Source organism: Pseudoalteromonas sp. KG3, from assembly GCF_030436385.1.
GTDB classification, from domain to species: domain Bacteria; phylum Pseudomonadota; class Gammaproteobacteria; order Enterobacterales; family Alteromonadaceae; genus Pseudoalteromonas; species Pseudoalteromonas prydzensis.
Genome location: NZ_CP098523.1, coordinates 415,331 through 441,528 on the forward strand (window position 1 = coordinate 415,331; position 26,198 = coordinate 441,528).

Consider the following 26,198-nt stretch of genomic DNA (forward strand, 5'->3'; position numbering starts at 1 on the left):
CACCTGGCATGAACCAGGTGCTTTTTTGTTCCAAATCGCGTTTGTCACTCTGACACGTACTGGGTCCCCCCAATTGCTCGTTATATACCGACAAACACACTCTTTCAAGGCGATTTAAATATATGAAGTACATGCTCTATGCAGGCCTTGCGGTTGCTGCAAGCCTTTCAACTCAATCAATAGCGTCTGAACCACTTGCGGCTATTACTGCAATAAAAGCAGATAAAACGCTGTTAACTGATATTGAGTACACAGGAAAGCAATTGGTCGCTGTAGGGAAGCACGGCACTGTTATTACAAGTGTTGATGCAAAAGACTGGCAACAAGCAAGTGTGCCAACCCAGGTATTATTAACTGCGGTTACGTTTAATGGCAGTGAGCGTGGTTGGGCGTGTGGCCATGATGCAACTATCATCAACACGACAGACGGTGGTGCTAACTGGCAATTACAACAAGTAAACACACAACTAGATAAACCTTGTTTAGATATTTTATTTACCACTGAGCAACACGGCTTTGCCGTTGGCGCTTATGGTATGTTTTATGAAACCACAGATGGTGGAGAAAACTGGCAAAAACGTTTTCTAGATTCATTATTATTTACAGAAGATCAAGAATACTTAAATGACTTAAAAGGCTCTGATCCAGATGCCTATGAAGCTGAAACAGCCTCAATACTGCCGCATTTTAATCGCATAGTTGCAACCGGCAACAAACTTATGTTGGTTGGTGAAATGGGCTTACTTGCTCACAGTACTGATGACGGTAAAACCTGGCAACGCGATGAAGAAATTTATATGGGGTCTTTTTTTGCTTATGCCAGTGACGAACGTGGCGAGGAAATTGTAGCGGGATTACGCGGCAATATTTTTAGCCGTCATCCAGACGGACAGTGGCAACAAATAGATAATAATAAAACAGCCACCGTAAACAGTATCATTAAAGCCGCTGAAAACCATTGGCTGTTGCTTGCCAACAGTGGGGTCATTTTTCATTACATAAATGACCAATTAACAGTTGAGCAGTTAGCGGATGGTAAAGCAATTTTGGATGCTGTTATTTTCGACAAGCAATTGATTATGGCTTCAGAAAATGGCATTAAAGTGAAGGGGATGGCTAGATAATGCATGCGATCGTAGAATTTTTAGAAAAAGTTGTTTTTCGTCATCGCTTACTGATGGTGATGAGCTTTATTGTTATAACGTGTTTTTTAGGCTTTAAGGCCACTCAAATCCAACTGGATGCGTCATTTAATAAAAATATTCCACTTAATCATGATTACATGAAAGTGTATTTAAAACATGAAAAACAATTTGGTGGCGCAAACAGTATCTTGATCTCGGTGTGTGATGATAGCGGTGATATTTTCAATCCAGAATTTTTTACGCAATTAAAAGCCGTTCACGACCAACTGTATTTTATACCAGGGGTAAACCGTCCTTTAGTGAATTCTATTTTTGCCCCAAGCGCACGTTTTGTTGAAGTTGTTGAAGATGGTTTTGCGGGAGGACCAATTATTCCTGCCAATTTTACAGCTGACCAACGTGGTTTGGCTGTGGTCAAAGAAAATATTGAGAAAGCCAAAGTTGTTGGCCGCATGATAGCGTCAGATTACTCATGTGCAATGGTCACTGCGCAGTTAATGGAAACTGATCCACAAACACAAGAAAAGCTGGATACTTTAGCGTTTGCAGAAAAGCTAGAAAGTGAGATCAGAGCGCCATTAAGTACGGATAAAGTCAGTATTCATATCATTGGTTTTGCGAAAATGGCTGGTGATATTGCCGAAGGCGCGAAAGGCGTTGTGCTATTTTTTGCTATAGCAATTGCCTTTACTTTTGTCATGGTGTGGTTATTTTGTGGCAGTTTGAAGCTCACGATCTTACCTATTACTTGTTCTATTATCGCTGTGGTCTGGCAGTTGGGGTTATTATCAAGCTTAGGGTTTGGCTTAGACCCAATGTCAATTTTAGTACCGTTTTTGGTATTTGCGATTGGTGTAAGCCATGGCGTACAAATGATTAACGCGATAGGTAAAAAGGTTGCAGAGCAAGGCAGTGATACTCGCAGCTGTTGTCAAGCAAGCTTCAGAGCTCTGTTAATTCCAGGTGGGATTGCTTTGTTATCGGATACGGTTGGCTTTTTAACCTTATTAACCATTGATATTGGTATTATTCGTGAGCTGGCTATTACCGCAAGTTTAGGTGTTGCGGTTATTATCTTCACTAACTTAGTATTATTACCTGTGTGGGCATCTTATATGCGTTTTGACAACACAGTCCATATTCAATCAGGCAATAGTAACAAGCCTAATATGCTCGATGCTATGCGTGATTTACTGGTGAAAACCACAGATCCTAAATGGGCTAAAATCATTATAGCTAGCACCGCAGTGCTATTTGCTTTGGGGTATTGGCAAGCCAGCAAAATGCATATTGGTGATTTACATGCTGGTGCGCCGTCATTGCATCAAGATGCGCGTTATAACCAAGATACGTTTTTAATATCGGACAAGTACACGATTTCATCAGATATTCTGAAAGTGATTGTTGAAGCGTATCCCGCAGCCTGTACTGAGCACGATGTAATGGAGCGTATTAGCCGTTTTCAATATAAGGTAGAAAACCTTGCTGGGGTGCAGTCTGCAGTAACATTGAGCTCTGTCGCGCAATCAGTTAATGCAGGCTATAACGAAGGTAATTTGAAGTGGCAAAGCTTACCACGTAATACGGCAAGTTTAGTGCAATCAACGGCCAGAGTAGAAACCAGCACAGGTTTACTCAACGGTGACTGCTCAGTGATGCCAGTGATAATCTTTTTAGAAGATCATAAGGCACAAACCATTGAGCATATCATTGCCAGTGTGAAGCAATTTGCCCTTGAGGAACAAACCGACACACTACAGTTTAAATTGGCATCTGGGCCTGTGGGCGTAATGGCTGCAACCAATGAGTCAGTCTCAGCAGCGCAATTACCCATGATGCTCTATGTTTATGGTGCGGTGATCATCTTATGCTTAATCAGTTTTAAGAGCGTTAAGGCGACCATAGCTGTGGTGCTTCCTTTGTACATAGTGTCAATCTTGGCGCAAGCGTTGATGGTACAGCTGGAAATAGGTTTGACGGTATCAACCTTGCCTGTGATTGCATTGGGTGTGGGGATTGGTGTTGATTACGGGATTTATATTTTGTCATCTATGATGGGGCAATTGAAGCAAGGAGTTGCATTACCAGTGGCGTATCGCAATGCACTTATTGAGCGCGGTAGTGCAGTATTATTTACTGGTATTACTTTGGCTATCGGTGTCAGTACCTGGATTTTCTCTGATCTGAAGTTTCAAGTTGACATGGGAATACTGTTAACCTTCATGTTTTTGGTGAATATGCTCGGTGCAGTGTTACTTTTACCAGCAATTGGTAGTTTGCTCTGGACCGACCAGAAAAAATAATGTGAATAATTTTGCTCCTAAATGGCCCGTATGGGCCATTTATATCTATAATTTGTGAATAGATGACCAAATAGCTGAAATGCTGAAAATGTTTTCATCGAAAGGGCTGTTTATTAATTTTAAAAGGGTTAGAATTTGCCTGACTCCACACAATAAATTGCTGTACAAATTTTCCATCTAAGTAGGTGGTATAGATTTAAGGAACATGTAATGACACGAAATGAAGGGCAAGCCTCGGTTATCTTAGATAATGTCTGTAAGCTGATCCAGAAAAAAGTTCACGCTGATAATGTGTTACTCGTTGAGAAATTCGCCAAATCCTTGTACAGCAATATGTCTAAAGAAGATTTGGCACATCGCAATGATAGTGACTTATATGGCGCTGCACTTAGCCTATGGAACTCGCTAGAAAAAAATACCTCTGATGATGCGGTGGTCCGCGTTTTCAATCCTGAAGTAGCAAAAGATGGCTGGCAGTCATCGCACACAATCGTAGAAATTATCGCTAAAGATATGCCATTTCTAGTTGATTCGGTGCGCATGGCCATGAGCCGTGAAAACATCGCTTCTCACTTGCTACTACACAGTCCACTTAAAATTCAACGCGATAAAAACGCCAAAATCTCAGCCGTTTCTAATTTAAAAGCGGAACAAGAGTCGAGCTCGACTAAAACGGTGTTTTTTATTGAAATTGATCGTCAAACAGATTCCTCAGTCATCGACTCGTTCAAAAAAGAACTTGAGTCAGTGCTCAGTGATGTCTCTACTGCGGTAGAAGATTGGCAACCAATTCGCAAAAAGTTGATTGCGGTTAGTAAAGAATTACCAAAGCGTAACCACAAAAACAATGCCAGTGAAGTGGCTGAAACGGTTGAATTCTTAGATTGGTTAGTCAAAGATAACTTTACCTTAATGGGTTATCGTCAATACGATTTATCGCCAGTACAAGGTGATTACCAACTTAAAGGTAAAATTGAGGGTAGCTTAGGTTTGATGAAAAACTCTACCGAAGAGCATTTTCGTCTGCTGTCTGAATTACCTGAGTTTGCTCGCCAAGAAGCGCGTAGCAGTAATCTACTGATCTTGACCAAAACCAATTCGTTATCACGCGTACATCGCCCAGCTTACATTGATTATGTTGGTATCAAGCGCTTCGATGATGAAGGAAACGTCATTGGCGAAGACCGTTTTATCGGCTTATTCTCATCAAGCTTTTACAATAACAGTGCCGCAGATGTACCTGTGCTAAAAAGCAAAATTAACCGCATTATGGAAATGTGTGATTTTGCCAAAGGGACGCATGCTTACAAAGCCGTATTAAATATTCTTGAGACTTATCCGCGTGACGAGTTAGTGCAAGCGCGTGAAAGTGAATTGCTTGAAGTCGCGATGGGTGTACTACAAGTACAAGAGCGCGACATGTGCCGTTTATTCGTGCGTAAAGATGCTTATGGCCGTTTCTTCTCTTGTATGGTGTATGTGCCTCGTGAGCGCTATAACACTGCCTTACGTCGTGAAACGCAGTCTATTTTAGGTAATGCATTTAATTCTGACGACAAAGTCGAATTTACTACTTTCTTCTCTGAGTCCACACTGGCGCGTACTCACTATACCGTGCGTGTGACTGACAACAATATAGAATATAACGTGAAAGACATCGAAAATAATTTAGTAGAAGCAGCTCGTACTTGGGAAGATAAATTACAATCAGCCTTGTTAGAATCAGCAGGTGAAGCACGCGGTAATGAACTTAACCGTAAGTATTGCAATGCGTTTGCTCGTTCGTATAAAGACGAAGTGCTACCAAGTGCAGCCGTTGTTGATATTGAAAAGCTTGAATTACTTAATGACGATAACAAACTGGAAATGTTGTTTTACCGTCCGCAAGAAGAAGCCAATAGCAATATTGTTCGTTTGAGCTTATTCCATAAAGACGAGCCAATTCACTTATCTGATGTTATGCCAATGCTTGAAAACTTTGGCTTACGTGTAATTGGTGAAACGCCTTATTCAGTTAAAACCAGTGATGGTAGTATTAACTGGATCATGGATTTCTCTATGCTACTTGATAGTAAAGGCATTGCTGACTTCGATAAAGTATCAGCACGTTTTCGTGCCGCACTGACTAGTGTATGGAGCAACCGCTTAGAAAACGATGGCTTTAACCGTTTAGTGTTAATGGGAGGCTTAACTGGGCGTGAAGCGTCTATTTTACGTGCCTACGCTAAATATATGCGTCAAGTTGGCGTTACTTTCTCGCAAAGTTACATTGAAAGCACGTTAGCAAACTACCCGCATATTGGTACGCAAATTGTTAATCTATTTGCTAAAAAGTTCTCAGTGAAAAGCCCTGCAAGTGTGAAAACACTGGATAAGCTAATTGCGCAAATCTATGTAGAACTTGAAAACGTAGCGAACTTAGATGATGACCGTATTATTCGTTTATACGTAGATATGATCATTGCTACGCTGCGCACTAACTATTTCCAAAAAGATGCCACAGGTCAATTTAAGTCATATGTGTCATTTAAAGTTAACCCGAGTTTGATCCCAGACATGCCATTGCCATTACCGGCATTTGAAATCTTTGTTTATTCTCCACGTGTAGAAGGTGTTCACTTACGTGGCGGTAAAGTAGCGCGTGGTGGTTTGCGTTGGTCTGACCGTCGTGAAGATTTCCGTACAGAAGTATTGGGCTTAGTTAAAGCACAACAAGTTAAAAATACAGTGATCGTGCCGGTTGGTTCTAAAGGTGGCTTTGTTTGTAAACAATTACCTACAGATCGTGATGCCTTTTTCAAAGAAGGCCAAGAGTGTTACAAAATCTTTATTCGCGGTTTATTAGACATCACGGATAACATCATCCAAGGCGAAATTGTGCCACCAACTGACGTAACGCGTCATGATGAAGATGATGCCTACCTAGTGGTTGCAGCTGATAAGGGAACAGCGACCTTCTCAGATATTGCTAATGGCATTGCTAATGAATATAACTTCTGGCTAGGTGATGCGTTTGCATCAGGTGGTTCAGTCGGTTATGACCATAAGAAGATGGGTATTACAGCGAAAGGTGGTTGGGAGTCAGTTAAACGTCATTTCCGTGAAATGGATATTGATACGCAAACAACCGACTTTACCGTAGTTGCAATTGGTGACATGGCAGGGGATGTATTTGGTAACGGCATGTTGTTATCTAAACATATTCGCTTACAAGTAGCATTTAACCACTTACATATTTTCATCGATCCGACACCAGATTCTGCGGCGTCATACCCAGAGCGTGAGCGCTTGTTTAACCTACCTCGTTCATCGTGGGAAGATTATAACAAAGACTTAATTTCAGCGGGCGGTGGGGTGTTCTCACGTGCAGCCAAATCAATCACCTTAACATCTGAAATGAAAAAAATGTTGGGCACTAAAAAAGCCAGCATGACACCAAATGAATTGATCAAAGCCTGCTTGATGATGGAGTTTGATTTACTTTGGAACGGTGGTATCGGTACATACATTAAGAGCAGCAAAGAAAGTGATGCCGATGTAGGCGATCGTGCCAACGATGCACTGCGCATTAATGGCCGTGAGCTAGGTGCAAAAGTATTTGGCGAAGGTGGTAACTTAGGTGCGACGCAATTAGGTCGTATTGAATTTGCAGCGAAAGGCGGTCGTGTCAACACTGACTTTATTGATAACGTGGGTGGTGTTGCCTGCTCTGATAACGAAGTAAATATCAAAATTTTACTTAACGGCTTAGTAACCGCTGGTGATTTAACCCGTAAACAACGTGATGAATTACTGTACTCAATGACTGATGAAGTTGCGCAATTGGTATTGAAAGACTGTTATCGTCAAACGCATACACTGTCTATTACACAATCAAAAGGCTCATCAACATTAAAAGAAAAAGTACGCTTTATTCATGCGCTTGAAAAGGAAGGCAAGTTAAACCGTGCGATTGAATTTATTCCAAGTGATGAAGAGTTAGCCGAGCGCGCGGCAGCAGGTAAAGATTTAACTCGTCCAGAGCTATCAGTACTTGTTTCTTATGCGAAAATGGTATTAAAAGAATCATTAGTGACAGACGAGATTACAGAAAACCCGTATTATCGTCAGCTGTTAGTAAAATCTTTCCCATTACCACTGCGTGAAAAATTTAATGCAGCGATGGATAATCACCCACTGCGTAAAGAGATCATTGCAACTAAACTTGCTAACAATATCGTTAACGATATGGGCCTTAACTTCATGGTACGTATGCATGAAGAAACGGGTGCTAATGAAGCTGAAGTTGCACTATGTTACTCGGTTGCAAGTGAAGTATTCCAAATGCGTGATACGTGGTCAGCGATTGTCGCGCTGGATAATAAGATCCCAGCTGCAGTACAAACTGAAATGCTGTATCAATTACGTCGTACGGTACGCCGTGCAACGCGTTGGTTCTTACGTCACCGTAATAAATCACAGAATATTGAGCAAACAATTGCTTTCTTCGCGCCAACGTTTGCTGACTTAAGTGCTAACTTAACGAGCTACATGGTTGAAAAAGAAAGTGAACGTTTAGATAAAGCTGCTGAAAAGCTTATCGACAGTGCAGTTCCAGCAGAATTGGCAACACGCATTGTGTCGCTATCTAGCTTGTTCTCAGTAATGGATCTTGCGGAAGTAGCTGCAAATTCTGGCCATAGTATTGATATGGTATCAAACACCTACTTTAAACTGGGTGCGCGGATGGGATTACATTGGTTCTTAGATCAAATTACTAACCAACCGGTAGCAAACCATTGGCAAGCATTGGCGCGCGCATCTTATCGTGAAGAACTTGATTGGCAACAACGTACTTTATCAGAAGTGGTGTTAAACAACTTCAGTGGTGATGATAAAGATGTTGATGGTCAAATCGATCAGTGGATGGATAGCCAAGATTTATTACTACAACGTTGGAAGCAAATGCTGGCTGAGTTTAAAACATCACAAAGCCATGATTTTGCTAAGTTCTCAGTCGCGCTTCGTGAGCTGATGTTACTGAGTCATAACTGTGATACGTCAACAAAATAAACGATTACTAGTGCAACACTATTTTCTCAACTGAAAATAATGAGTTAATCACTAAAATTGTTATACAATACCCCAGCCTAGTCTGGGGTATTTTTTTATATAGAGGATTATTTCATGTTTTACGATCTAGCTCGCCGTTTTATGTTCACCCGTGATGCGGAATGGGCCCATGAATTTGCACTGCATAACTTACGCCGTTTTAATAATACGCCATTCAGTGCAGCATGGTCGCAATCAGTGGCAGATCGCCCCGTAGAGTTTTTAGGCTTACAATTTAAAAATCCAGTTGGTTTAGCCGCTGGGCTTGATAAAAATGCTGAATGCATCGATGCGTTTGCAAAAATGGGTTTTGGTTTTATTGAAGTGGGCACAGTGACACCTCGGCCACAAGCTGGTAATGAGAAACCGCGTATTTTCCGTCTGCCAGAATCTAATGCGATTATTAATCGTATGGGCTTTAACAATAAAGGGGTTGATAATTTAATCAATAACGTTAAAGCTGCTAAATACGATGGTATTCTTGGTATCAATATTGGTAAAAACAAAGATACCCCGAACGAACAGGGTAAGGACGATTATATCCACTGTATGCGCAAAGTGTTCGAGCATGCATCTTACATTACGGTTAATATCTCCTCGCCAAATACACCTGGACTTAGAGATCTACAATATGGTGCTGCATTAGATGACTTATTGCAAAGCTTAAAAAACGAACAATTAGATTTAATCGCTAAGCATAATAAACAAGTACCAATGCTAGTAAAGATCGCGCCTGATCTTGATGAAGTACAAATTGGTCAAGTTAGTGAGTCGTTGATCAACAATAAGATCGATGGTGTGATCGCAACAAACACAACACTAGAGCGTGCAGCAGTGCAAGGTCAGCAGTATGCAAATGAAGCAGGTGGTTTGTCAGGCCAACCGGTCCGTGAGCGCTCAACCCACGTCGTACAAGAGTTAAAGCGCCTAACAGCAGGGAAATTACCAATCATAGGTGTTGGCGGTATTGATGATGCAGCCAGCGCGAAAGAAAAGTTTTCAGCAGGTGCTGATCTTGTACAGGTATACACAGGATTTATATACAAAGGTCCGCAATTGGTAAAAACGATCCTCCAAGGCTTATAAGGATCAGTTATTTAAGCTTTTGATCATTCAATAAATGTTCTAAAGAAATGTTTATTAATTGGTCAAAAGCCGCTATAATTCGCTATTCATAAGATTAATTTATAGGGAGCATAGACAGCGCATGTTACAAGCATCAAAACAATGGAAATGGATTGCTTGTCCAGTACGAAATCGCTTGTTGATCGATTTAGATCAAGATATGCAACTGTGCACGCCTTATAAACTCCGCCAACTTACCGATTCAGTCCTCGCAGACCCTAACTTTAGTTTAGCAGACGCTGCTTTTTATCAGCAAGTGTATCAATACCTTGATGGTTTTAATGTGTGGAAAGCTGCGCAACTGTGTCAAATAGCACTCAACGCTACTGCTGCAAAGTTTTACTTAAAACCGATGTTGGCAAAAAGTTGGTTCTTTGACCCTTATACTGGCAGTGAGCCAAGTGTCGAAGCGGTAATTAAACTACAAAGTCGACTGCAAGCAGGTGAATTTTTGATAATCGAGCACTGCAAAGACGCCTCTTTGTGTATTAGTTTAGCCGAACACTTCCAGTTAGATGAAAACTTAAGCTTGAATCAATTCGAGGCCATCCGCGTCCTTAATAATCGTGTTCACCCAATTTATAATCATGCTCAAAACAGTAAAACAGCTTAAGCATATTTTTTGTAGTTCCTGCCTTTATCGCGTGTTTGTCTGCCAACCTATGTTATAATCCTGCGCAATTAGCTATCAAGGGTTATTACTTTGCATTTTATCGCACTTACTTCTATCGGAATCGAAAATTTATTGGTTGAAGAACTTACTGACATTGGCGCCACGGTGACCAAGCAAACAGTGGGTTCAGTACGCTTTGAAGGTGACACTACATTAGCACAAAAAGTGTGTTTAATGAGCCGCTTTGCAACTCGTGTACTTATGTTGATCGAAGAGAAAGAGGGCGTAAATGATAAAGACAGCCTATATAAATTTGCTCGCTTGCAACCTTGGCAAGAATGGTTTGGACCGAGCCAAACATTTGCGGTTGACTTTAATGGCACCAATGATGCGCTTAAAAATACGCAATTTTCTGGTTTAGTCATCAAAGATGCCATTGTTGATTACTTTAATGACCTATATGAACAACGTCCGAACGTAGATAAACAAGATGCCAATGTCCGCGTTGTTGCGCGTTTATCGCGTCAAGGCGTTGCCATGTATATTGATTATTCAGGCCCGCGTTTATCTGAGCGTGGCTACCGTGAAGGCCAAGGTAAAGCACCAATTAAAGAACATTTAGCAGCGGCGCTTATCAAACGTAGCGGCTGGCTTGACAATGTTCAGCAGCCATTATTCGACCCATGTTGTGGTGCCGGAACTATTTTAATTGAAGCCGCCGGTATGGCACGTAATGAAGCACCCGGTTTATTCCGTGAGGGCTTTGCATTTGAGCGTTTACCAAGTTTTAGAGTCGCGAAGTATAAAGAATTAAAAGAGCAGTTAGCCGCCCAAATTACTGATCCTAAACTGTGGCTTATTGGTCACGATAACGACGCTAATGTGTTAAGCAAAGCGGTTGATAATGCTCGCAGAGCAGATTTGGGTGATGTGATCAAGTTTAAACAAAGTGATGCAACGAAACTTACTTCGGTCGCAAAACTTCCTGGCGTGGTTATTTCAAACTTACCTTATGGTGAGCGTATTGGTTCTATGGCCGAATTAGTCAGTTTGCACAGCGCGCTAGGCACTGGCTTTAAAAAGCATTTTAATAACTGGAAACTTGCCCTTTTAGGGATGGATGAAAGTCTGTTTAAGTTGTTAAAACTGGTAAAACTCAAGCGTTATAAGTTTAAAAATGGTCCACTTGATGTGGTGCTTAATTTATATCAGTTAGATGATAAACAAGTAAGCCAAAGCTCAGAAGATAAACCGGCCTTGAATTTTGAAGGCTCAATGTCATTTGCCAATCGGGTTAAAAAGAACAAGCAAGGGTTAAAAAATTGGCTTAAGCAAAATGATATTCAGGCTTATCGTGTGTATGATGCCGATATTCCTGAATACAATGTTGCAGTGGATGTCTATGGTGATTCTGCGGTTGTTTTTGAATACGCTGCACCGAAAGAAATTGACGATGTGACAGCGCATAAACGCTTGCAAGACGTGATTTCATTAACAGCACAACAACTTAATATTGCGCCGGGTAATATAGCTGTAAAAGTGCGTAAAAAGCAAAAAGGTGAAGAACAATATACACCTATGGCTAAACAAAATCGTACCCAAGTAGTTGAAGAGTTTGGTGCGAAGTTTAAAGTAAACTTATTTGATTACTTAGACACAGGCTTGTTTTTAGATCATCGCCTTGCACGTCGTTATATTCAAGAAAATGCTAAAGATAAACGTTTCCTAAACTTATTTGCTTACACAGGTACAGCCTCTGTGCATGCAGCTTTAGGCGGCGCTAAAGCGATAACCACAGTTGATTTATCAAAAACCTACTTAAAGTGGGGGCAAGATAATTTTGAGCTGAATAATATCAGTAATACTCGTTATCGTTTTGAGCAAGCCGATTGTTTGAAGTGGCTTGAACATGCCACTAGCCAATATGATTTGATCTTTTTAGATCCACCTACGTTTTCAAACTCAAAACGTATGAAAGACGCATTTGATGTACAAAATGATCATATCAAACTACTAACTTGGGTGAAAAAAATCCTCAGTCCATCAGGCACATTGATTTTCTCAAATAATATGCGCGGTTTTACCATGGATGAAGTGGGGTTGATTGGTTTAGGTTTAAAAGCCGTTAATATTTCTGATAAAACTATTTCACCAGATTTTAAACGCAACAAAAAAATACATAATAGCTGGTTGATCACACATGGCTAGTTGGGTTTTATATCATACTGATGGCTGTCACCTTTGTGAACAAGCAGAGTGTTTGATCACGCCATTGTTGGTTGATGATTCATTACAGCTAGTTGATATTATGAGTGATGAAGTGCTCATAGCAGAATATCAAACCAGCATACCGGTATTAAAAAGCGAACGAGGCTCGCAATTATGTTGGCCTTTTACTGCGCAAGATGTGCGGCAGTTTTTTACGCAAACAGAATAAGAGTAAACAGAGAATATGGATTTAATTAGAATTTCTAAAGCACAACTGGCGTATGGCACACATCCGTTACTTGATAATGCCGACGCCGTTATTGAAACCGGTGAACGGGTGTGTGTGGTTGGCCGCAACGGTGCGGGAAAATCAACGTTATTAAAAGTGCTTGATGGCCAAGTTATTTTAGATGATGGCGATATAAACCAGCTAGGTAGCATTAAAATATCGCGCCTTGAGCAAGATCCACCCAAAGGTGCCAGCGGCTCGGTATTTGATTATGTTGCTCAAGGTATGCCTGAAATAGCAAACTTACTTATTGATTATCATCATGTTAGTACACAGTTACAAACAGAGTGTACAGATCAGTTATTAAATAAATTAGAGCGCTTATCAAATCAGCTTGAAGCGGCAGATGGTTGGCGCTTTGATAGTCGTATTCAACTGGTGTTAACCCGTTTGGAGCTTTCTCCGGAAGCGAAACTTGAGTCGCTTTCAGGTGGTTGGTTACGCAAAGTGGCCCTTGCCCGTGCGCTGGTCAGTGAGCCAGATTTATTATTGCTTGATGAGCCTACTAACCATTTAGATATGGAAAGTGTCATGTGGCTTGAGCAGTTTTTAAAAGAGTTTAAAGGCGGCATTGTTTTTATTTCTCATGACCGTGCGTTTATTCGTGCAGTTGCGACACGAATCTTAGATTTAGACCGTGGTAAGTTAATTTCATACCCAGGCGATTATGCTACTTATTTAGAGCAAAAAGCCCATGATTTAAAAGTTGAAGAAACACAAAATGCATTATTTGATAAGCGTTTAGCTGAAGAAGAAGCGTGGATCCGCCAAGGTGTTAAAGCACGTAGAACACGTAATGAAGGTCGTGTACGTGAACTAAAACAGTTACGTAATGAACGTAAGCAACGTGTTGACCAAGTGGGTAAAACTGACTTCAACATCGAAACTGCCGATCGTTCTGGCAAATTAGTATTTGAAGCTAAGCACTTAAATCATGCATTTAATAAAGACAAAGTGATTGCTCAGGATTTCTCAACCATCGTTATGCGCGGTGATCGCATTGGTTTAGTGGGTCCAAATGGGATTGGTAAAACAACCTTATTGAAATTACTCTTTGGTGATATTGCAGCAGATGCTGGTGTTGTTAAACAAGGCGTTAACCTTGAATTTGCTTATTTTGATCAGTACCGTCAAAAGTTAGACGAAGAAGCGACAGTGCAAGATAACGTAGCAGAAGGTAAGCAAGAAGTGATGATGAATGGTCGTTCACGTCATGTGCTTGGTTATTTGCAAGACTTTTTATTCCCGCCTGCACGTGCGCGTACACCGGTTAAAGCACTTTCAGGTGGTGAAAAGAACCGCTTACTACTTGCAAAGCTATTCCTTAAGCCATCAAATATTTTAGTGCTGGATGAGCCAACCAACGATTTGGACATTGAGACACTAGAATTATTAGAAGACATTATTAACCAATATCAAGGCACTGTGTTGATTGTAAGCCATGACCGTGAGTTTATTGATAATACCTGTACTAGTGTCTGGGCGTTTGAAGGTAATGGTGTTATCACCGATATTGTGGGTGGTTATAGTGACTACGAAGCGTATGTAAATTATTTGGCGCAAGAGCAAAAAAAACAGGTGAATACACCAGTCAAAAAAGAAATTACAGTCGCCCCAACGTCAGTTGCTAAAACAGAGAATAAAGCAAATAAACTCTCTTACAAATTAAAACTTGAATTAGAACAATTACCCAGTAAGCTGGAGCAACTTGAACAAGCGCTAGAAGCGCAACAAGTTGTGGTTAATGATGCTGATTTCTTTAAACAAGATGCCAGTGTAACCAGCAAAGAATTGAACCATTTAGCACAACTTGAGTCTGACCTTGAAGCCGCTTTGGAGCGCTGGGAAGAACTTGAAGATTTAAAGAATCAGTAGTAAGGACTAAAATGAAATATAAATTACTCGCTGCTAGTATTTTAGCTACGATGAGTACATCGGCACTGAGTGCAACGTACCAGTTAACCGAGCTGAGCACGTTGGATGGCGCTAAGCATAACTATGTTAAAGATGTCAGCGAAAGTGGCCATATTCTTGGTCTTGCTAACGGAATCTACAATTTACCTATTGATGTTAGTTATATAGATTTTGATGATAACTTGATCAAAAATGCCTACAATCAGCGAGAAAACGATTTCGAGTCAATTAATAAGCAAATTACCTTTACGCTAGATGATATTGAAAACAATAATGCGGCAGCAACTAACCCTGACGCGCACAGTTTTATGTTGGATTTTTTAAGTTTAGATGCAATAAGAACAAACCCTGAATATCAAAAACTGGCGAATATTGTTGGTTACAATGTTTTAAATGGTGAAGCCCAAGAGCAAGTACTATTTGATCTTGCATCAGTCGATTATGATGGCCTTACACGATCAGTTAGCAATAACTATAATGCAGTGGCAGAAGACGGTACCGCAGTAGGTTGGGGCAGTGCGCCCTATGAGAAAACAGTTTTTACCCCAGATGGGGAAACAGAAGAAGAAACTCGTTTTGTTCGCGATTTTATTTCTCGGGGTATTATTGTCTCTCCTGATGGCTTAAGTGTGCCATTAGTCCCTGAATTTGATGAATATGGTGGCATCAGTATCGCCAGTGATATTGTAAAAACAAACTCAGGCTATACAGTGGTAGGGCAAGTTTCAACGGGTATACCATCGGATCGACAAGAAAATATCGATGATGATTGTGATGGTGAAGACCAGCCCATATCTGTGTGTATTGAAGGTTTACAAAGAAGTACTTCATCGCGTTTATTTGATACCCGCGCTGTTAAATGGAGTTTAGACAGCAACTTAAATATTACCAATACTGAGTTATTAGGTTTAGGGTTAACACCCGAAGACGATGATAACTTTGCGTTTACAAGTAATGCACTTGCAGTGAATAGTAATGGTATTGTGGCCGGCTCTTCTGATATTCGTGATAACAATCGCTCTTCGACAATTCGTACTTTACCGGTTTATTATAAAGACGGTAAAATTGTTGAAATGCTTAACCAAGAAGATGATTGGACTGGTGGTAAAGCACTGGCAATTAGTAATAATGATGTGATTGTAGGCTACGGTATTAAGCGTATAGAAGGCGAAGACCGACTTAAGTTTTTCTACCATGATATAGCAAGCAATAGCAGTGTATTCCCAACGGATTTCTTTAATAGCTCAGCGTCAATCGCCAATGATATTAATGATAATGGTTATATCGTAGGTGAAGGTGAAACCGATGTATTTAATCTTGGTTCACGACGTCGTGAAGGCTTCTTATATAAGATTGGTGAAGACACAATCACTAACGTCAATGATTTATTACCGTGTTACGAAGCCGATGGTGAGACCCGTTATAAATACGTCGTCTCAGAAGCAAAAGTAATCAACAACAACAATGAAATCTTTGGTGTTGCGACCAAAACAGTTGAAAAAACGGATTCTTTAGGTGGTGTAGTACGAGATATTAACGGCGAAATCGAATACGAAAGTATCGCCGTACCAGTAAAATTAACGCCAATTGATGGCGAAGTTGAGAGCTGTACAGATCCTGAAACAGATACTTATGAACGTCAGTCAGCTAGTTTCCCTTGGTATACATTGTTATTATTACCGTTAGTTGGCTTACGTCGCGCGTTTCGTAATAAGTAAACTAATTAATAAAATAAATAAAAAACCCTGCTTTACTCAGCAGGGTTTTTTTTGTCTATACTTTTACTAAATTTGGAACGATTGTTATTTGTGGCGATTTAACCAGGCTTTACGCACTGAGCGACGCCATAATAAATCAACACCAAAATAGCCAATGGCAGAGGCAAGAGTCGCGCAGATCAGTGAGCCAACTAAAAATGCAGGGCCAATGGTGGTTAAGCTTTCGATAAACCATTGCCAACTCGGTTCAAAAGCAAAATGCTGCTCAGGCTGGCCAAGTGCAATAGTGCCAATTAGATAAGAGCAATAAAAAATTGGCGGCATGGTGAGTGGATTAGTGATCCATACAACGGCGACTGAAATAGGTAAATTAACTCTCAGCGGTATAGCCAGTGCTGCAGCAAGCACCATTTGAAAAGGAACAGGGATGAAAGCGAAAAATAAACCGACGGAGAAAGCTCCCCGTGCTGAGCGGCGATTTAAATGCCATAAATTGGCATCGTGGAGTAAACGACCAAAAATTTTTAAAGATTTATGATGTTTAACTTTATTGTGATCGGGTAAAAACCGTTGGATCGTTTTCTTAGCCATTTAAAGCAACCATTTACATCTGTTTGGTTAAGTGTTGGGTTTGTTGTTGGTTGTATTGTAACCGTTTTTTATTATCAGACCCTTGTATTTACAGTTTTCGCTATATCTCTATTAATCGCGAGCGCTTATTTTAAGCCGTTTTACAGTGTATTGTTAGGTTTTATTTGTGGAATTTGCTGTGTTTGGTTCCATTTTTCTAGCTTCTATACAATTTCACCTGCTGTTTTGCATGAAAATCAACCACATTATAGCCACATCACTGTTGTTGAGATTATTTCTCAGCGCGATCATTATTATTTAAAAGTGCAGCTGAATAAGATTAACCAACAAAGCCAATCTATAATTAAACCGCCTTTGGCGTTGATCACCTTAAAAAGCGATCAACTACTTGAGGTTGGCGATGATATTTTAACTTGGCTGTATTTAAGTAAATATCGCAGCCAAAAAAACTATGCTGTGTTTGATAAAGAGCGTTATGCATTTAGTGAACGGATCTTTTATAAAGGCAAGCAAATTGGCAGTTATATTGAAATATCTAAAAGCAAAAACACGCATGTGATCAAGTCATATCGACAATTTATTAAAAATACTTATCAGAGCAGCGCCTTGAATTGGTTGTACTATCCGTTGTTAACAGGTGACCGCAGCATAATGAGTTATGATCAAAAGCAACAATTACAGCAATTTGGTATTAGCCACTTATTAGCAATCTCAGGACTACATATTGGTTTAATGTTTAGTATTGGTTTTTTTATAACGCGGGCTGTTTTAACTGGCCTCAACTTTGTAGTTAAACCACTAGGACAGCAGTTGAACCTATCGCTTATGTATAGCGTTGGCGGTTTCATACTGGCTTTTAGCTATGTGTATTTAAGTGGCTTTGTCGTGTCAGCAACTCGCGCATTGATCATGTTAGGCTGCTATTTAGTTATTTACTACTACGCTAAACAAGCGCTCAGATGGCGCAGTATTTTGTTTGCATTGGTGTGTGTACTACTTATTGAGCCATTTAGTTTACTTAACCCTGGACTTTACTTTTCATTTACGGCGGTGGTCATCATTTTTTGGGTGTTCAGTGTGATAGCTATTGCCAAAGTTGGCGTTATGTCATTGATACAAACACTTGTTATCTTACAGGTAGCGCTGTTTATAGGCTTATTACCGTTATCTCTTTATTATTTTAATGGTATTAGTGTGATTGGTTTAGTGGTCAATTTAGTTGCGATCCCAATACTTGGTTTTATTATTATGCCAAGTTTGGTATTGCTGTCAGTATTGAGTTTATTGTTTGATGTTACTGTTTTAATCACAGTGTTTGATTATTTATTACAGCATGCGTATCAGAGTCTACTATTGGTACCTGGTGAGTATCGTTGGTTGGATACAACAAAATTTAGCATACAATGGCTTATTAGTAGTTATATCGCAATTGGTATTATGTGTTTTTCATCGTGGCGAGTAATGGCGTGTTTACCAATTGCACTAACCTTTCTCGATCAATACTTACAGCCAAAACCTCTATGGCAACTAGATGTATTTGATGTAGGGCACGGCACTATGGTGTTGGTTAGCCGCCACGGTAAAGGCTTTATTTATGATTTAGGTCCTGTATATTTTAATACATTCACGCGGATCAACAGCACCTTAGTCCCGTATATAACCAGTATGGGGGTTGAAGTTGAACTAACGCTGATCAGTCATATGGATAAAGATCATGCTGGCGGGCTGACAGATTGGTTACATCATGGTTATCGACATACTTTTCGCTTATTACAACCGAATGGGCCTGAGCACGGTTGTAAAGCAGGCCGCTATGATTTTTATGATTTAACGTTAACCGTAAGTGAGTCCGCAGAGGACTTAAAAACTGATAACGATAATTCCTGTGTGGTACACATTAGTGATGGCCATTTTAGTGTATTACTCCCCGGTGATATTTCAGCAAAAAGAGAAAGCCAATTAATAGCGCAGCAAAGCGTACTCAAAAGTACTGTGTTGCTCAGCCCGCACCATGGTAGTAATACGTCATCAAGTGATGCGTTTATTCGCGCTGTTGCTCCGGAGCTTGTTATTCATTCAACTGCTTATAAGGGGCAGTGGCAATTACCGCATCCACGGGTTATCACACGTTTTGCTGATCATAATGTAATGCAATACACCACGGCCGCACATGGTCAGGTAAATATTGCTTTTTATGCAGATCAATACACGATTAATCTTGCTCGTGATGATGAAAGTTATTGGTTTCTAAAAGATTGAGTTTAGTTTTGTACTACTGGAGGCTACAATAGCCACAGACTATGAATAAGAGAGTGTTATGGATCAAACTACATCACAAATTTATAAGCGTTTATTGACGTATGTGGGTGATTATAAAAGCGTTGCTATTTTAGCAGTGGTCGGCATGATTGGTTACTCAGCGATGGATGCTTTATTTATCCAATTAATGAAACCATTTATTGATGAGGGCTTAAATCAGCGCAATGCTGATGTGCTAAAATATGCACCATTAGTCGTCATCGCATTAGTGATAGGCCGTGGTATTTTTAATTATATGTCGTCTTATTGCTTAAGTTATGTTGGCTCTCAAGTTGTGCGTTCATTGCGACAGCAATTGTTTGAACATATCCTACATTTACCCGTGTCATTTCATGATCAAAATTCAACGGGCGATTTGATCTCAAAAATTACTTTCGATACCGAACAAGTTCAACAAGCAATCACTAAAGCAATGCTAATCGTTGTGCGTGAAGGTGCTTTTGTGGTGTTTTTATTAGGAGTAATGTTTTATACCAGCTGGAAGTTGTCATTAATTTTCTTAGTTATCATTCCATTAGTGGCAGTGATTGTCTCTGTTGTTTCAAAACGATTTCGTAATATTTCTAAAAATATCCAATCAGCGATGGGACAAGTAACTCGCAGCTCAGAGCAGATGCTCAGTGGTCACAAAGTTATCCATGGTTTTGGTGGTCAACAACAAGAAATCACTCAGTTTGCAAAAATTAATAACCATAACCGTCAACAACGGATAAAAATGGATGCCACTAAAGCTATTAGTGTCTCTGTTATTCAAATTTTAGCGGCCAGTGCCATGGCGGTGATTTTGTGGGTGGTTGCTATGCCATCAATGATTGATACCATCAGTTCAGGTGATTTTGTGGTATTGATATCATCAATGATGATGCTATTACGCCCGCTTAAACAGCTTGCTAATGTTAACAGTGACTTACAACGCGGTATTTCAGCCGCACAGAGCGTGTTTTTAGTACTTGATGAAGAAGTTGAAAAAGATACAGGTACTGTGTCTGTTGACAAAGTGCAAGGGCACATCGAAGTAAAACACGTGACGTTTAGCTACCCTACTAAAGATGAAGCGGTATTAAAGGATTTATCACTAACCATTAAAGCGGGTGAGAGCATTGCCTTAGTGGGACGTTCAGGATCTGGTAAATCAACTATTTCGAACTTATTACCGCGCTATTATGACTTACACCCACCGAGTGAAATTTTGCTTGATGGTATTGCGCTCAGTGATTATAAGTTGACTGATTTACGTAAGCAATTTGCCTTGGTATCACAACAGGTTGTGCTTTTTAATGACACTATAGCTAACAATATAAGTTATGGCATTAGTCGTGAATTAAGCGAAGACGAGTTACTCAATGTTGCCAAGCAAGCACACGTTTGGGAGTTTGTTAAAGATTTACCCGATGGTTTAGATACCATGGTCGGTGAAAATGGGGTGATGCTATCAGGCGGCCAGCGCCAGCGTATTGCTATTGCACGGGCAATTCTCAAAGATGCGCCAATTTTGATTTTAGATGAAGCAACATCGGCATTGGATACTGAGTCTGAAAAACTGATACAGCAAGCGCTAGAAAATTTAATGCAAAATAAGACCTCGATTGTCATTGCGCACCGTTTATCGACGATTGAAAATAGTGATCGAATTTATGTCATTGATAACGGTCAGGTAATTGAAAGCGGCGACCATAAATCATTACTGGAAAAAGATGGTACCTATTCTGCTTTATGCAAAATGCAATTTGGTGAACAAGGTGAGTAAAATAGAACAAAGCTGGTATCAAGGTATCAGTTTACTCACTATTTTACTGCTGCCATTGAGTTTACTGTTTTGGTTGCTAAGCACGCTTCGCCGCGCGGCATATAAAATCGGCTTATTTAAAGCTTACATTAGCCCAGTACCTGTTATTGTGGTTGGTAATATTAGTGTTGGCGGTAATGGTAAAACACCTTTTGTGATCTGGCTGGTTAGTTACCTACAACAGCAAAACTTAAAAGTAGGGGTGATCAGTCGCGGTTATGGTGGTCATAGTGAATGTTATCCACTAAGCGTTACAGCAACGACCAGCCCAGCGAGTGCAGGTGATGAACCGGTGTTAATACAGCGTAGACTAGGGTGTCCTGTAGTCGTTGGGCCAAACCGAGAAGCGAATATTAAGCAGTTACTTGCCGAGCACTCACTTGATGTCATAGTTTCTGATGATGGTATGCAACATTATAAAATGGCCAGAGCCATTGAGTGCTGCATTGTCGATAGTCAACGACGTTTCGGTAATGGTTTTATTATGCCAGCGGGGCCACTTCGAGAAACTCAGGCACGTTTAAAATCAGTTGATTTAGTGATTGAAAATGGCGGGGATAACCCTTTCAACTATCAACTGAAAAGTGCAGCGCTATTGACTGTTGCTAACGCAGTTACTGCGCAAGCTCCTTTACTTGAAGGACATGCTGTTAGCGCAATAGGAAACCCACAACGTTTTGAGAATAGCCTACGAGAGCAGGGTATATCTCTATTAAGTTGCCATCATTATCGTGATCACTATGCTTACAGTGCTACAGATTTTGCACAATTTAATGATGAAATAGTGTTTATGACAGAAAAAGATGCGGTAAAATGCCAATCATTTGCAAAACCAACGTGGTATTTTTTACCTGTTGATGCAGAGCCCTCTGCAGCGGTGGTTACAAAATTAAATTTATTACTAAAAGAAAAAGGGATCCTCGATGGCCTTTGATACAAAGTTACTTGAAATAATTGCCTGTCCTGTGTGTAAAGGCAAATTACGTTTAGACAAAGAAAATAATGAACTGATCAGCACGGCTGCAAAGCTTGCTTACCCAATTCGCGATGATATCCCAGTGCTACTTGAAAACGAAGCACGTGAGTTATCACAGCAAGAGATTGAAACGTGGAATTCGTAGTTGTAATTCCCGCGCGTTACGCATCAAGCCGATTACCGGGTAAGCCATTAGCGGATATTTGTGGCAAACCGATGATCCAACACGTGTACGAAAAAGCCATGGCAGCGGGGGCAAGTAAAGTGGTTATTGCAACCGATCATCAAAAAGTCTTCGACGCTGTCAGTGTATTTACCAAAGATGTATTAATGACCAGTGAAGATCATCAGTCGGGCACTGAACGCCTTGCCCAAGTGATGGAGTTACTGGCATTAGCTGATGATACAATTGTTGTTAACGTACAAGGCGATGAGCCGTTGTTAGCTTCAGAAAATGTAGCGCAAGTTGCTGCATTGCTTGCAGATTCGTCTGCGCCAATGGCGACTTTAAGTGTTGCCATTGATGACATCGCAGAAGTACTCAACCCTAATGCTGTAAAAGTGGTTAGCGATATCAATAAAAATGCTTTGTATTTTTCTCGTGCTAGCATTCCTTTTGATCGCAGCAATATGATGGATGCCGCAAATAACCATCAGCTAAATACCGCGAACTACCAACGTCATGTGGGTATTTATGCTTATAGAGCAGGGTTTATTAAGCAATACATTAAATTAGCACCTTCGCCGCTTGAGCAACTAGAATCATTAGAGCAGTTACGCGTACTTTACCATGGTCATCAAATTAAAATTGAGCAAGCGCAGATTGCGCCTCATGCTGGGGTTGATACACCGGAAGATTTAGCGCGTGTCGTGAGTTACTTAGAAAGTAAAGCTGCGAGTGAATAAGCCCACATTAACTGTGCATGCTCAGCATGAAGATTTTTATATCTTAGAAAAGCCTGCAGGCCTAAATTTTCACAGCGTAGATGGCCCAGGTTTTGTGGTACTTGCTGAGCAACAGCTAAATGAAAAACTCTATGCGGTGCACCGCTTAGATAAAGTGACGTCTGGTTTGATTATCTTAGCGCGTAGCAGTGTTGCAGCCGCTGAGTTTACACGTTTATTCACAGCACATCAGGTTGATAAGTTTTATTTGGCTTTATCTGATAGTAAGCCAAAGAAAAAGCAAGGCTGGGTAAAAGGTGATATGGCTAAATCTCGCCGTAGTAGCTTCAAACTATTAAAAAGTCTTGAAAACCCGGCGATCACCCGTTTTTATTCGCTCAGTATTGCGGCTAACTTACGTGGCTTCATTTTAAAGCCCTATTCGGGGAAAACCCATCAATTACGGGTTGCTTTAAAAAGTTTAGCGGCGCCTATTTTAGGTGATTCACTTTATGGTGGAGGCTCTGCAGAACGTACCTATTTGCATGCCTATGCACTTAGCTTTGAGTGGCAAAATCAACAGCACCTGTATGTGTGTAAACCTGATTGTACAACACTGTTTGGACAATTAATTGAACACGAAAATTTTCACACATGGCAACAGCCATGGCAATTGGATTGGTAAATGACAGACTCGGTAACCGATATTCGTTTTGGTGGTATAAAACGCTTATATGGACAACAACAATTTGCATGGCTGCAAAATGCACACTTTTGTGTCATTGGCATCGGTGGTGTTGGCTCTTGGGCCGCCGAAGCATTAGCAAGAACGGGAGTAGGAAAGCTTACGCTTATTGACCTTGATGATATTTGTGCAACGAACGTTAATAGGCAAATTCATGCCCTAACCGGCACGGTGGGTGAAGCGAAAGTTGAGGCGATGAAAACTCGTTGTGAGCTTATCAATCCAACATGTGAAATAACGATCATCGACGATTTTATTACCCTGGATAATATTGCTGAACATATTCAAAATTTTGATTATGTGATTGATTGTATTGATGCAGTAAAAGAAAAAGCGGCATTAATAGCACATTGTAAACGCAATAAAATACCAGTGATCACCACCGGTGGCGCCGGTGGGCAAACCGATCCAAGCCAAATTACTTTTGGCGATGTGGCAAAATCTACCCAAGATCCTTTACTTGCGAAAGTGCGCTATATTCTGCGCAAACAGTACAATTTTAGTAGCAATCCCAAACGTAAATTTAATATCGACTGTGTGTATTCTACAGAGCAGCTGGTTTATCCTGGCTCAGATGGCAGTGTCTGTCATGCAAAACAAAATGCTGATGGTAGTATGAATATGGATTGTAATAATGGTTTTGGCTCAGTGACTATGATCACGGGCAGCTTTGGCTTTTTTGTAGCAGCTAAAGCGGTACGTAAATATTTAGACCGCTGCGCTCGGAACGTGAAAAGTTAGCTTTTTTGCTGGGCCATGGTTTGAATACGCTCAACCATGGCCTTGATACCATTACCGCGGGATGGGCTCAAATGCTGAATAAGTCCTAACCGTTGAAATTCTGCAAAGGCATTGGTGTTTATCACTTGCTCTGGTGTTAGACCATTATATAAGGCTAACACAATGGCTAGTAAGCCTTTTACGATACGGGTATCAGAGTCGCCAACAATGACCAAGGTATTCTCTTCTAGGTCAAAGTCCAAATACATCCACACTTTACTTTCACAGCCAGGAACAAGGGCGTCATCGGTTTTTAATACTTCAGGCATAGCTGGTAATTGTTTGCCTAACAGCATTATTTCTCGGTATTTTTGTTGCCAAGCAGACGCATTGTCTAAGGACTGTGCTATTTCTTTAAACGTTTTAATCATGTCTTATCCGAATTTAGTCTAATAACGCGATGCACTCTTGCAAGGCTGCGATGAATAAATCAACGTCTTGGTGGTTATTATAGAATGCGAAGCTAGCACGAACACTGCCATTAATTCCTAAATGCTGCATCAGTGGTTGTGCACAATGATGGCCACTGCGAACTGCGATGCCAAAACCATCCAACAAAGTGGCAATATCGTAAGGATGTTCATCCTTGTAATTAAAACTTAAGGTGCCAATATTGCTTTTTAGGTCGCTATAAATGGTGATCCCATCGATGGATTGCAGTTTTTTTGCGGCATAATTGAAAATTGCTTGTTCATGAGCATATACATTAGTCGTATCTAATGCTTTCAAGTACTCAATTGCGTGGGCAAAAGCAATCACCGCAGCGATATTTGGTGTGCCAGATTCAAACTTTGCCGGTGCTTGACGAAAAGTTGTTTCTGTTAAAGTCACGGATTCAATCATTTCTCCACCGGTTTGATACACACTAAGACTATTTAATTGCTCATAACGTCCATATAAACCGCCGAGACCCGTTGGACCGAGCATTTTATGCGCCGAAAAAACATAAAAATCGCAATCCAATTGCTGTAAATCAGGTTGTAAATGTAAAGCTGCCTGTGCGCCGTCAATAAGGGTAAGGGTATTTTGCTGTTTTGCTGCGTGTAAAATCGCTTCAAGTGGGGTGATATTACCTAATGCGTTTGATGCATGGGTAATTGCAAGTACATTTGGCTTATGTAGCTCAATAAATTTAACACATTGCTGTGTATTAAAGCGGCCATCTTGCTGTAAAGGCAAAGCGAGCAGTGTTGCCCCAGTACGTTTTGCAAGTTGCTGCCAAGGCACAATATTAGCGTGATGTTCTAAGGGAGAAATAATAATAACAGAATTGCTATTTAGTTGTTCAGTTAGGCCGTTAGCCACAAGGTTTATTGCTTCAGTAGCTCCTTTGGTCCAAACTAACTCATTGGTTGCAATATTAAAAAAATCAGCGACTGTCGCTCTTGCCTGCTCATAAGCGTGAGTGGCTTGTTCGCTTAAGGTATGGCGGCCGCGATGTACATTGGCATTATTACGCGCATAAAACTGCTCAGTCGCTGCGATCACTGATAGTGGTTTTTGTGTGGTAGCTGCTGAATCAAGATAAACCAGCGGTTGCTCGTTGATAAGTTGCGCCAGCGCAGGGAAGTCCGCACGGATTTTTTCTACATCAAACATAACGTTTCAACATCTAACATAACAAGCCAAATTTAAAATGAGCGAGAATTGTAATCACTTTATGATTTTTCTCAAGGGCTGGACACAAAAAAGGCCGCACATGCGGCCTTT

The 26,198-nt window shown here is 40.5% G+C and carries 19 protein-coding genes; 16 read left to right on the plus strand and 3 right to left on the minus strand.

The window, feature by feature from the left end; all coding sequences use genetic code 11:
- Positions 1 to 122: 122 nt before the first annotated feature.
- The 9 genes from NDQ71_RS02155 (at position 123) to NDQ71_RS02195 (ending at position 16,406) form a co-directional block, all read left to right on the plus strand.
- Positions 123 to 1,124: a YCF48-related protein gene (locus tag NDQ71_RS02155; RefSeq protein ID WP_064666130.1), complete on the plus strand. Its 1,002-nt coding sequence runs from the start codon at positions 123 to 125 to the stop codon at positions 1,122 to 1,124.
- Complete coding sequence (locus NDQ71_RS02160; RefSeq protein ID WP_192541001.1) at positions 1,124 to 3,448, plus strand: RND family transporter; 2,325 nt, start codon at positions 1,124 to 1,126, stop codon at positions 3,446 to 3,448. Before NDQ71_RS02155 ends, NDQ71_RS02160 begins: the two co-directional genes overlap by 1 nt.
- A gap of 210 nt (positions 3,449 to 3,658) precedes the next feature.
- Complete coding sequence (locus NDQ71_RS02165; protein WP_192541000.1) at positions 3,659 to 8,500, plus strand: NAD-glutamate dehydrogenase; 4,842 nt, start codon at positions 3,659 to 3,661, stop codon at positions 8,498 to 8,500.
- 114 nt (positions 8,501 to 8,614) lie between these two features.
- Complete coding sequence (gene pyrD, locus NDQ71_RS02170; protein ID WP_064666133.1) at positions 8,615 to 9,625, plus strand: quinone-dependent dihydroorotate dehydrogenase; 1,011 nt, start codon at positions 8,615 to 8,617, stop codon at positions 9,623 to 9,625.
- A gap of 121 nt (positions 9,626 to 9,746) precedes the next feature.
- A complete protein-coding gene (locus NDQ71_RS02175) occupies positions 9,747 to 10,277 on the plus strand; it encodes a cell division protein ZapC domain-containing protein (protein WP_064666134.1) in 531 nt (176 codons plus the stop codon).
- Between the two features lie 90 nt (positions 10,278 to 10,367).
- The gene (gene rlmKL / locus NDQ71_RS02180; RefSeq protein ID WP_301562169.1) at positions 10,368 to 12,485 is read left to right on the plus strand and encodes a bifunctional 23S rRNA (guanine(2069)-N(7))-methyltransferase RlmK/23S rRNA (guanine(2445)-N(2))-methyltransferase RlmL; all 2,118 of its coding nucleotides are present in this window, start codon (positions 10,368 to 10,370) and stop codon (positions 12,483 to 12,485) included.
- Positions 12,478 to 12,714, plus strand: coding sequence for a glutaredoxin family protein (locus NDQ71_RS02185; RefSeq protein ID WP_301562170.1), 237 nt, complete (start codon positions 12,478 to 12,480; stop codon positions 12,712 to 12,714). The genes rlmKL and NDQ71_RS02185 overlap by 8 nt, the downstream gene beginning before the upstream one ends.
- 15 nt (positions 12,715 to 12,729) lie before the next feature.
- On the plus strand, positions 12,730 to 14,649 hold the full coding sequence (locus tag NDQ71_RS02190; RefSeq protein WP_301562171.1) for an ABC transporter ATP-binding protein: 1,920 nt from the start codon (positions 12,730 to 12,732) through the stop codon (positions 14,647 to 14,649).
- A gap of 11 nt (positions 14,650 to 14,660) precedes the next feature.
- Positions 14,661 to 16,406 carry a DUF3466 family protein gene (locus NDQ71_RS02195; protein ID WP_301562172.1) on the plus strand — a complete coding sequence of 582 codons (1,746 nt, stop codon included), beginning with the start codon at positions 14,661 to 14,663 and terminating at the stop codon, positions 16,404 to 16,406.
- Between the two features lie 84 nt (positions 16,407 to 16,490).
- Here NDQ71_RS02195 and NDQ71_RS02200 read toward each other — a convergent pair whose 3' ends face one another.
- Positions 16,491 to 16,997: a DUF2062 domain-containing protein gene (locus tag NDQ71_RS02200; protein ID WP_283710763.1), complete on the minus strand. Its 507-nt coding sequence runs from the start codon at positions 16,995 to 16,997 to the stop codon at positions 16,491 to 16,493.
- 225 nt (positions 16,998 to 17,222) lie between these two features.
- Between NDQ71_RS02200 and NDQ71_RS02205 the strand changes: the two genes are divergently transcribed.
- From NDQ71_RS02205 to tcdA, 7 genes are read left to right on the plus strand one after another with little or no spacing between them, the layout of a single operon-like run.
- Positions 17,223 to 19,256 carry a DNA internalization-related competence protein ComEC/Rec2 gene (locus NDQ71_RS02205; protein WP_301562173.1) on the plus strand — a complete coding sequence of 678 codons (2,034 nt, stop codon included), beginning with the start codon at positions 17,223 to 17,225 and terminating at the stop codon, positions 19,254 to 19,256.
- A 58-nt stretch (positions 19,257 to 19,314) separates the two neighbouring features.
- A complete protein-coding gene (gene msbA / locus NDQ71_RS02210) occupies positions 19,315 to 21,063 on the plus strand; it encodes a lipid A export permease/ATP-binding protein MsbA (RefSeq protein WP_064666141.1) in 1,749 nt (582 codons plus the stop codon).
- On the plus strand, positions 21,056 to 22,036 hold the full coding sequence (lpxK, locus tag NDQ71_RS02215) for a tetraacyldisaccharide 4'-kinase (RefSeq protein WP_283710761.1): 981 nt from the start codon (positions 21,056 to 21,058) through the stop codon (positions 22,034 to 22,036). The genes msbA and lpxK overlap by 8 nt, the downstream gene beginning before the upstream one ends.
- Complete coding sequence (locus NDQ71_RS02220) at positions 22,026 to 22,223, plus strand: Trm112 family protein (protein WP_064666143.1); 198 nt, start codon at positions 22,026 to 22,028, stop codon at positions 22,221 to 22,223. The genes lpxK and NDQ71_RS02220 overlap by 11 nt, the downstream gene beginning before the upstream one ends.
- Entirely contained in the window at positions 22,211 to 22,984 is a 774-nt protein-coding gene (kdsB, locus tag NDQ71_RS02225; RefSeq protein WP_301562174.1) for a 3-deoxy-manno-octulosonate cytidylyltransferase, read from the plus strand. The genes NDQ71_RS02220 and kdsB overlap by 13 nt, the downstream gene beginning before the upstream one ends.
- Positions 22,977 to 23,648, plus strand: coding sequence for a TIGR01621 family pseudouridine synthase (locus NDQ71_RS02230; protein ID WP_192540990.1), 672 nt, complete (start codon positions 22,977 to 22,979; stop codon positions 23,646 to 23,648). The genes kdsB and NDQ71_RS02230 overlap by 8 nt, the downstream gene beginning before the upstream one ends.
- A complete protein-coding gene (gene tcdA, locus NDQ71_RS02235; RefSeq protein ID WP_064666146.1) occupies positions 23,649 to 24,449 on the plus strand; it encodes a tRNA cyclic N6-threonylcarbamoyladenosine(37) synthase TcdA in 801 nt (266 codons plus the stop codon).
- On the opposite strand, the gene NDQ71_RS02240 is transcribed toward tcdA, so the two are convergent.
- Both NDQ71_RS02240 and NDQ71_RS02245 read right to left on the minus strand, forming a co-directional pair.
- Positions 24,446 to 24,859 carry a SufE family protein gene (locus NDQ71_RS02240; RefSeq protein ID WP_064666147.1) on the minus strand — a complete coding sequence of 138 codons (414 nt, stop codon included), beginning with the start codon at positions 24,857 to 24,859 and terminating at the stop codon, positions 24,446 to 24,448. The two genes, tcdA and NDQ71_RS02240, sit on opposite strands and share 4 nt — an antisense overlap.
- A 13-nt stretch (positions 24,860 to 24,872) precedes the next feature.
- Positions 24,873 to 26,087: an aminotransferase class V-fold PLP-dependent enzyme gene (locus tag NDQ71_RS02245; RefSeq protein ID WP_283710758.1), complete on the minus strand. Its 1,215-nt coding sequence runs from the start codon at positions 26,085 to 26,087 to the stop codon at positions 24,873 to 24,875.
- Between the last annotated feature and the right edge of the window lie 111 nt (positions 26,088 to 26,198).

Coding starts and splice junctions, on each gene's coding strand:
- NDQ71_RS02185 (WP_301562170.1), top strand. CDS start 12,478: ATGGCTAGTTGGGTTTTATATCATACTGATGGCTGTCACCTTTGTGAA.
- NDQ71_RS02240 (WP_064666147.1), bottom strand. CDS start 24,859: ATGATTAAAACGTTTAAAGAAATAGCACAGTCCTTAGACAATGCGTCT.
- tcdA (WP_064666146.1), top strand. CDS start 23,649: ATGACAGACTCGGTAACCGATATTCGTTTTGGTGGTATAAAACGCTTA.
- msbA (WP_064666141.1), top strand. CDS start 19,315: ATGGATCAAACTACATCACAAATTTATAAGCGTTTATTGACGTATGTG.
- NDQ71_RS02190 (WP_301562171.1), top strand. CDS start 12,730: ATGGATTTAATTAGAATTTCTAAAGCACAACTGGCGTATGGCACACAT.
- NDQ71_RS02195 (WP_301562172.1), top strand. CDS start 14,661: ATGAAATATAAATTACTCGCTGCTAGTATTTTAGCTACGATGAGTACA.
- NDQ71_RS02160 (WP_192541001.1), top strand. CDS start 1,124: ATGCATGCGATCGTAGAATTTTTAGAAAAAGTTGTTTTTCGTCATCGC.
- NDQ71_RS02165 (WP_192541000.1), top strand. CDS start 3,659: ATGACACGAAATGAAGGGCAAGCCTCGGTTATCTTAGATAATGTCTGT.
- NDQ71_RS02245 (WP_283710758.1), bottom strand. CDS start 26,087: ATGTTTGATGTAGAAAAAATCCGTGCGGACTTCCCTGCGCTGGCGCAA.
- NDQ71_RS02220 (WP_064666143.1), top strand. CDS start 22,026: ATGGCCTTTGATACAAAGTTACTTGAAATAATTGCCTGTCCTGTGTGT.
- NDQ71_RS02200 (WP_283710763.1), bottom strand. CDS start 16,997: ATGGCTAAGAAAACGATCCAACGGTTTTTACCCGATCACAATAAAGTT.
- NDQ71_RS02155 (WP_064666130.1), top strand. CDS start 123: ATGAAGTACATGCTCTATGCAGGCCTTGCGGTTGCTGCAAGCCTTTCA.
- pyrD (WP_064666133.1), top strand. CDS start 8,615: ATGTTTTACGATCTAGCTCGCCGTTTTATGTTCACCCGTGATGCGGAA.
- NDQ71_RS02175 (WP_064666134.1), top strand. CDS start 9,747: ATGTTACAAGCATCAAAACAATGGAAATGGATTGCTTGTCCAGTACGA.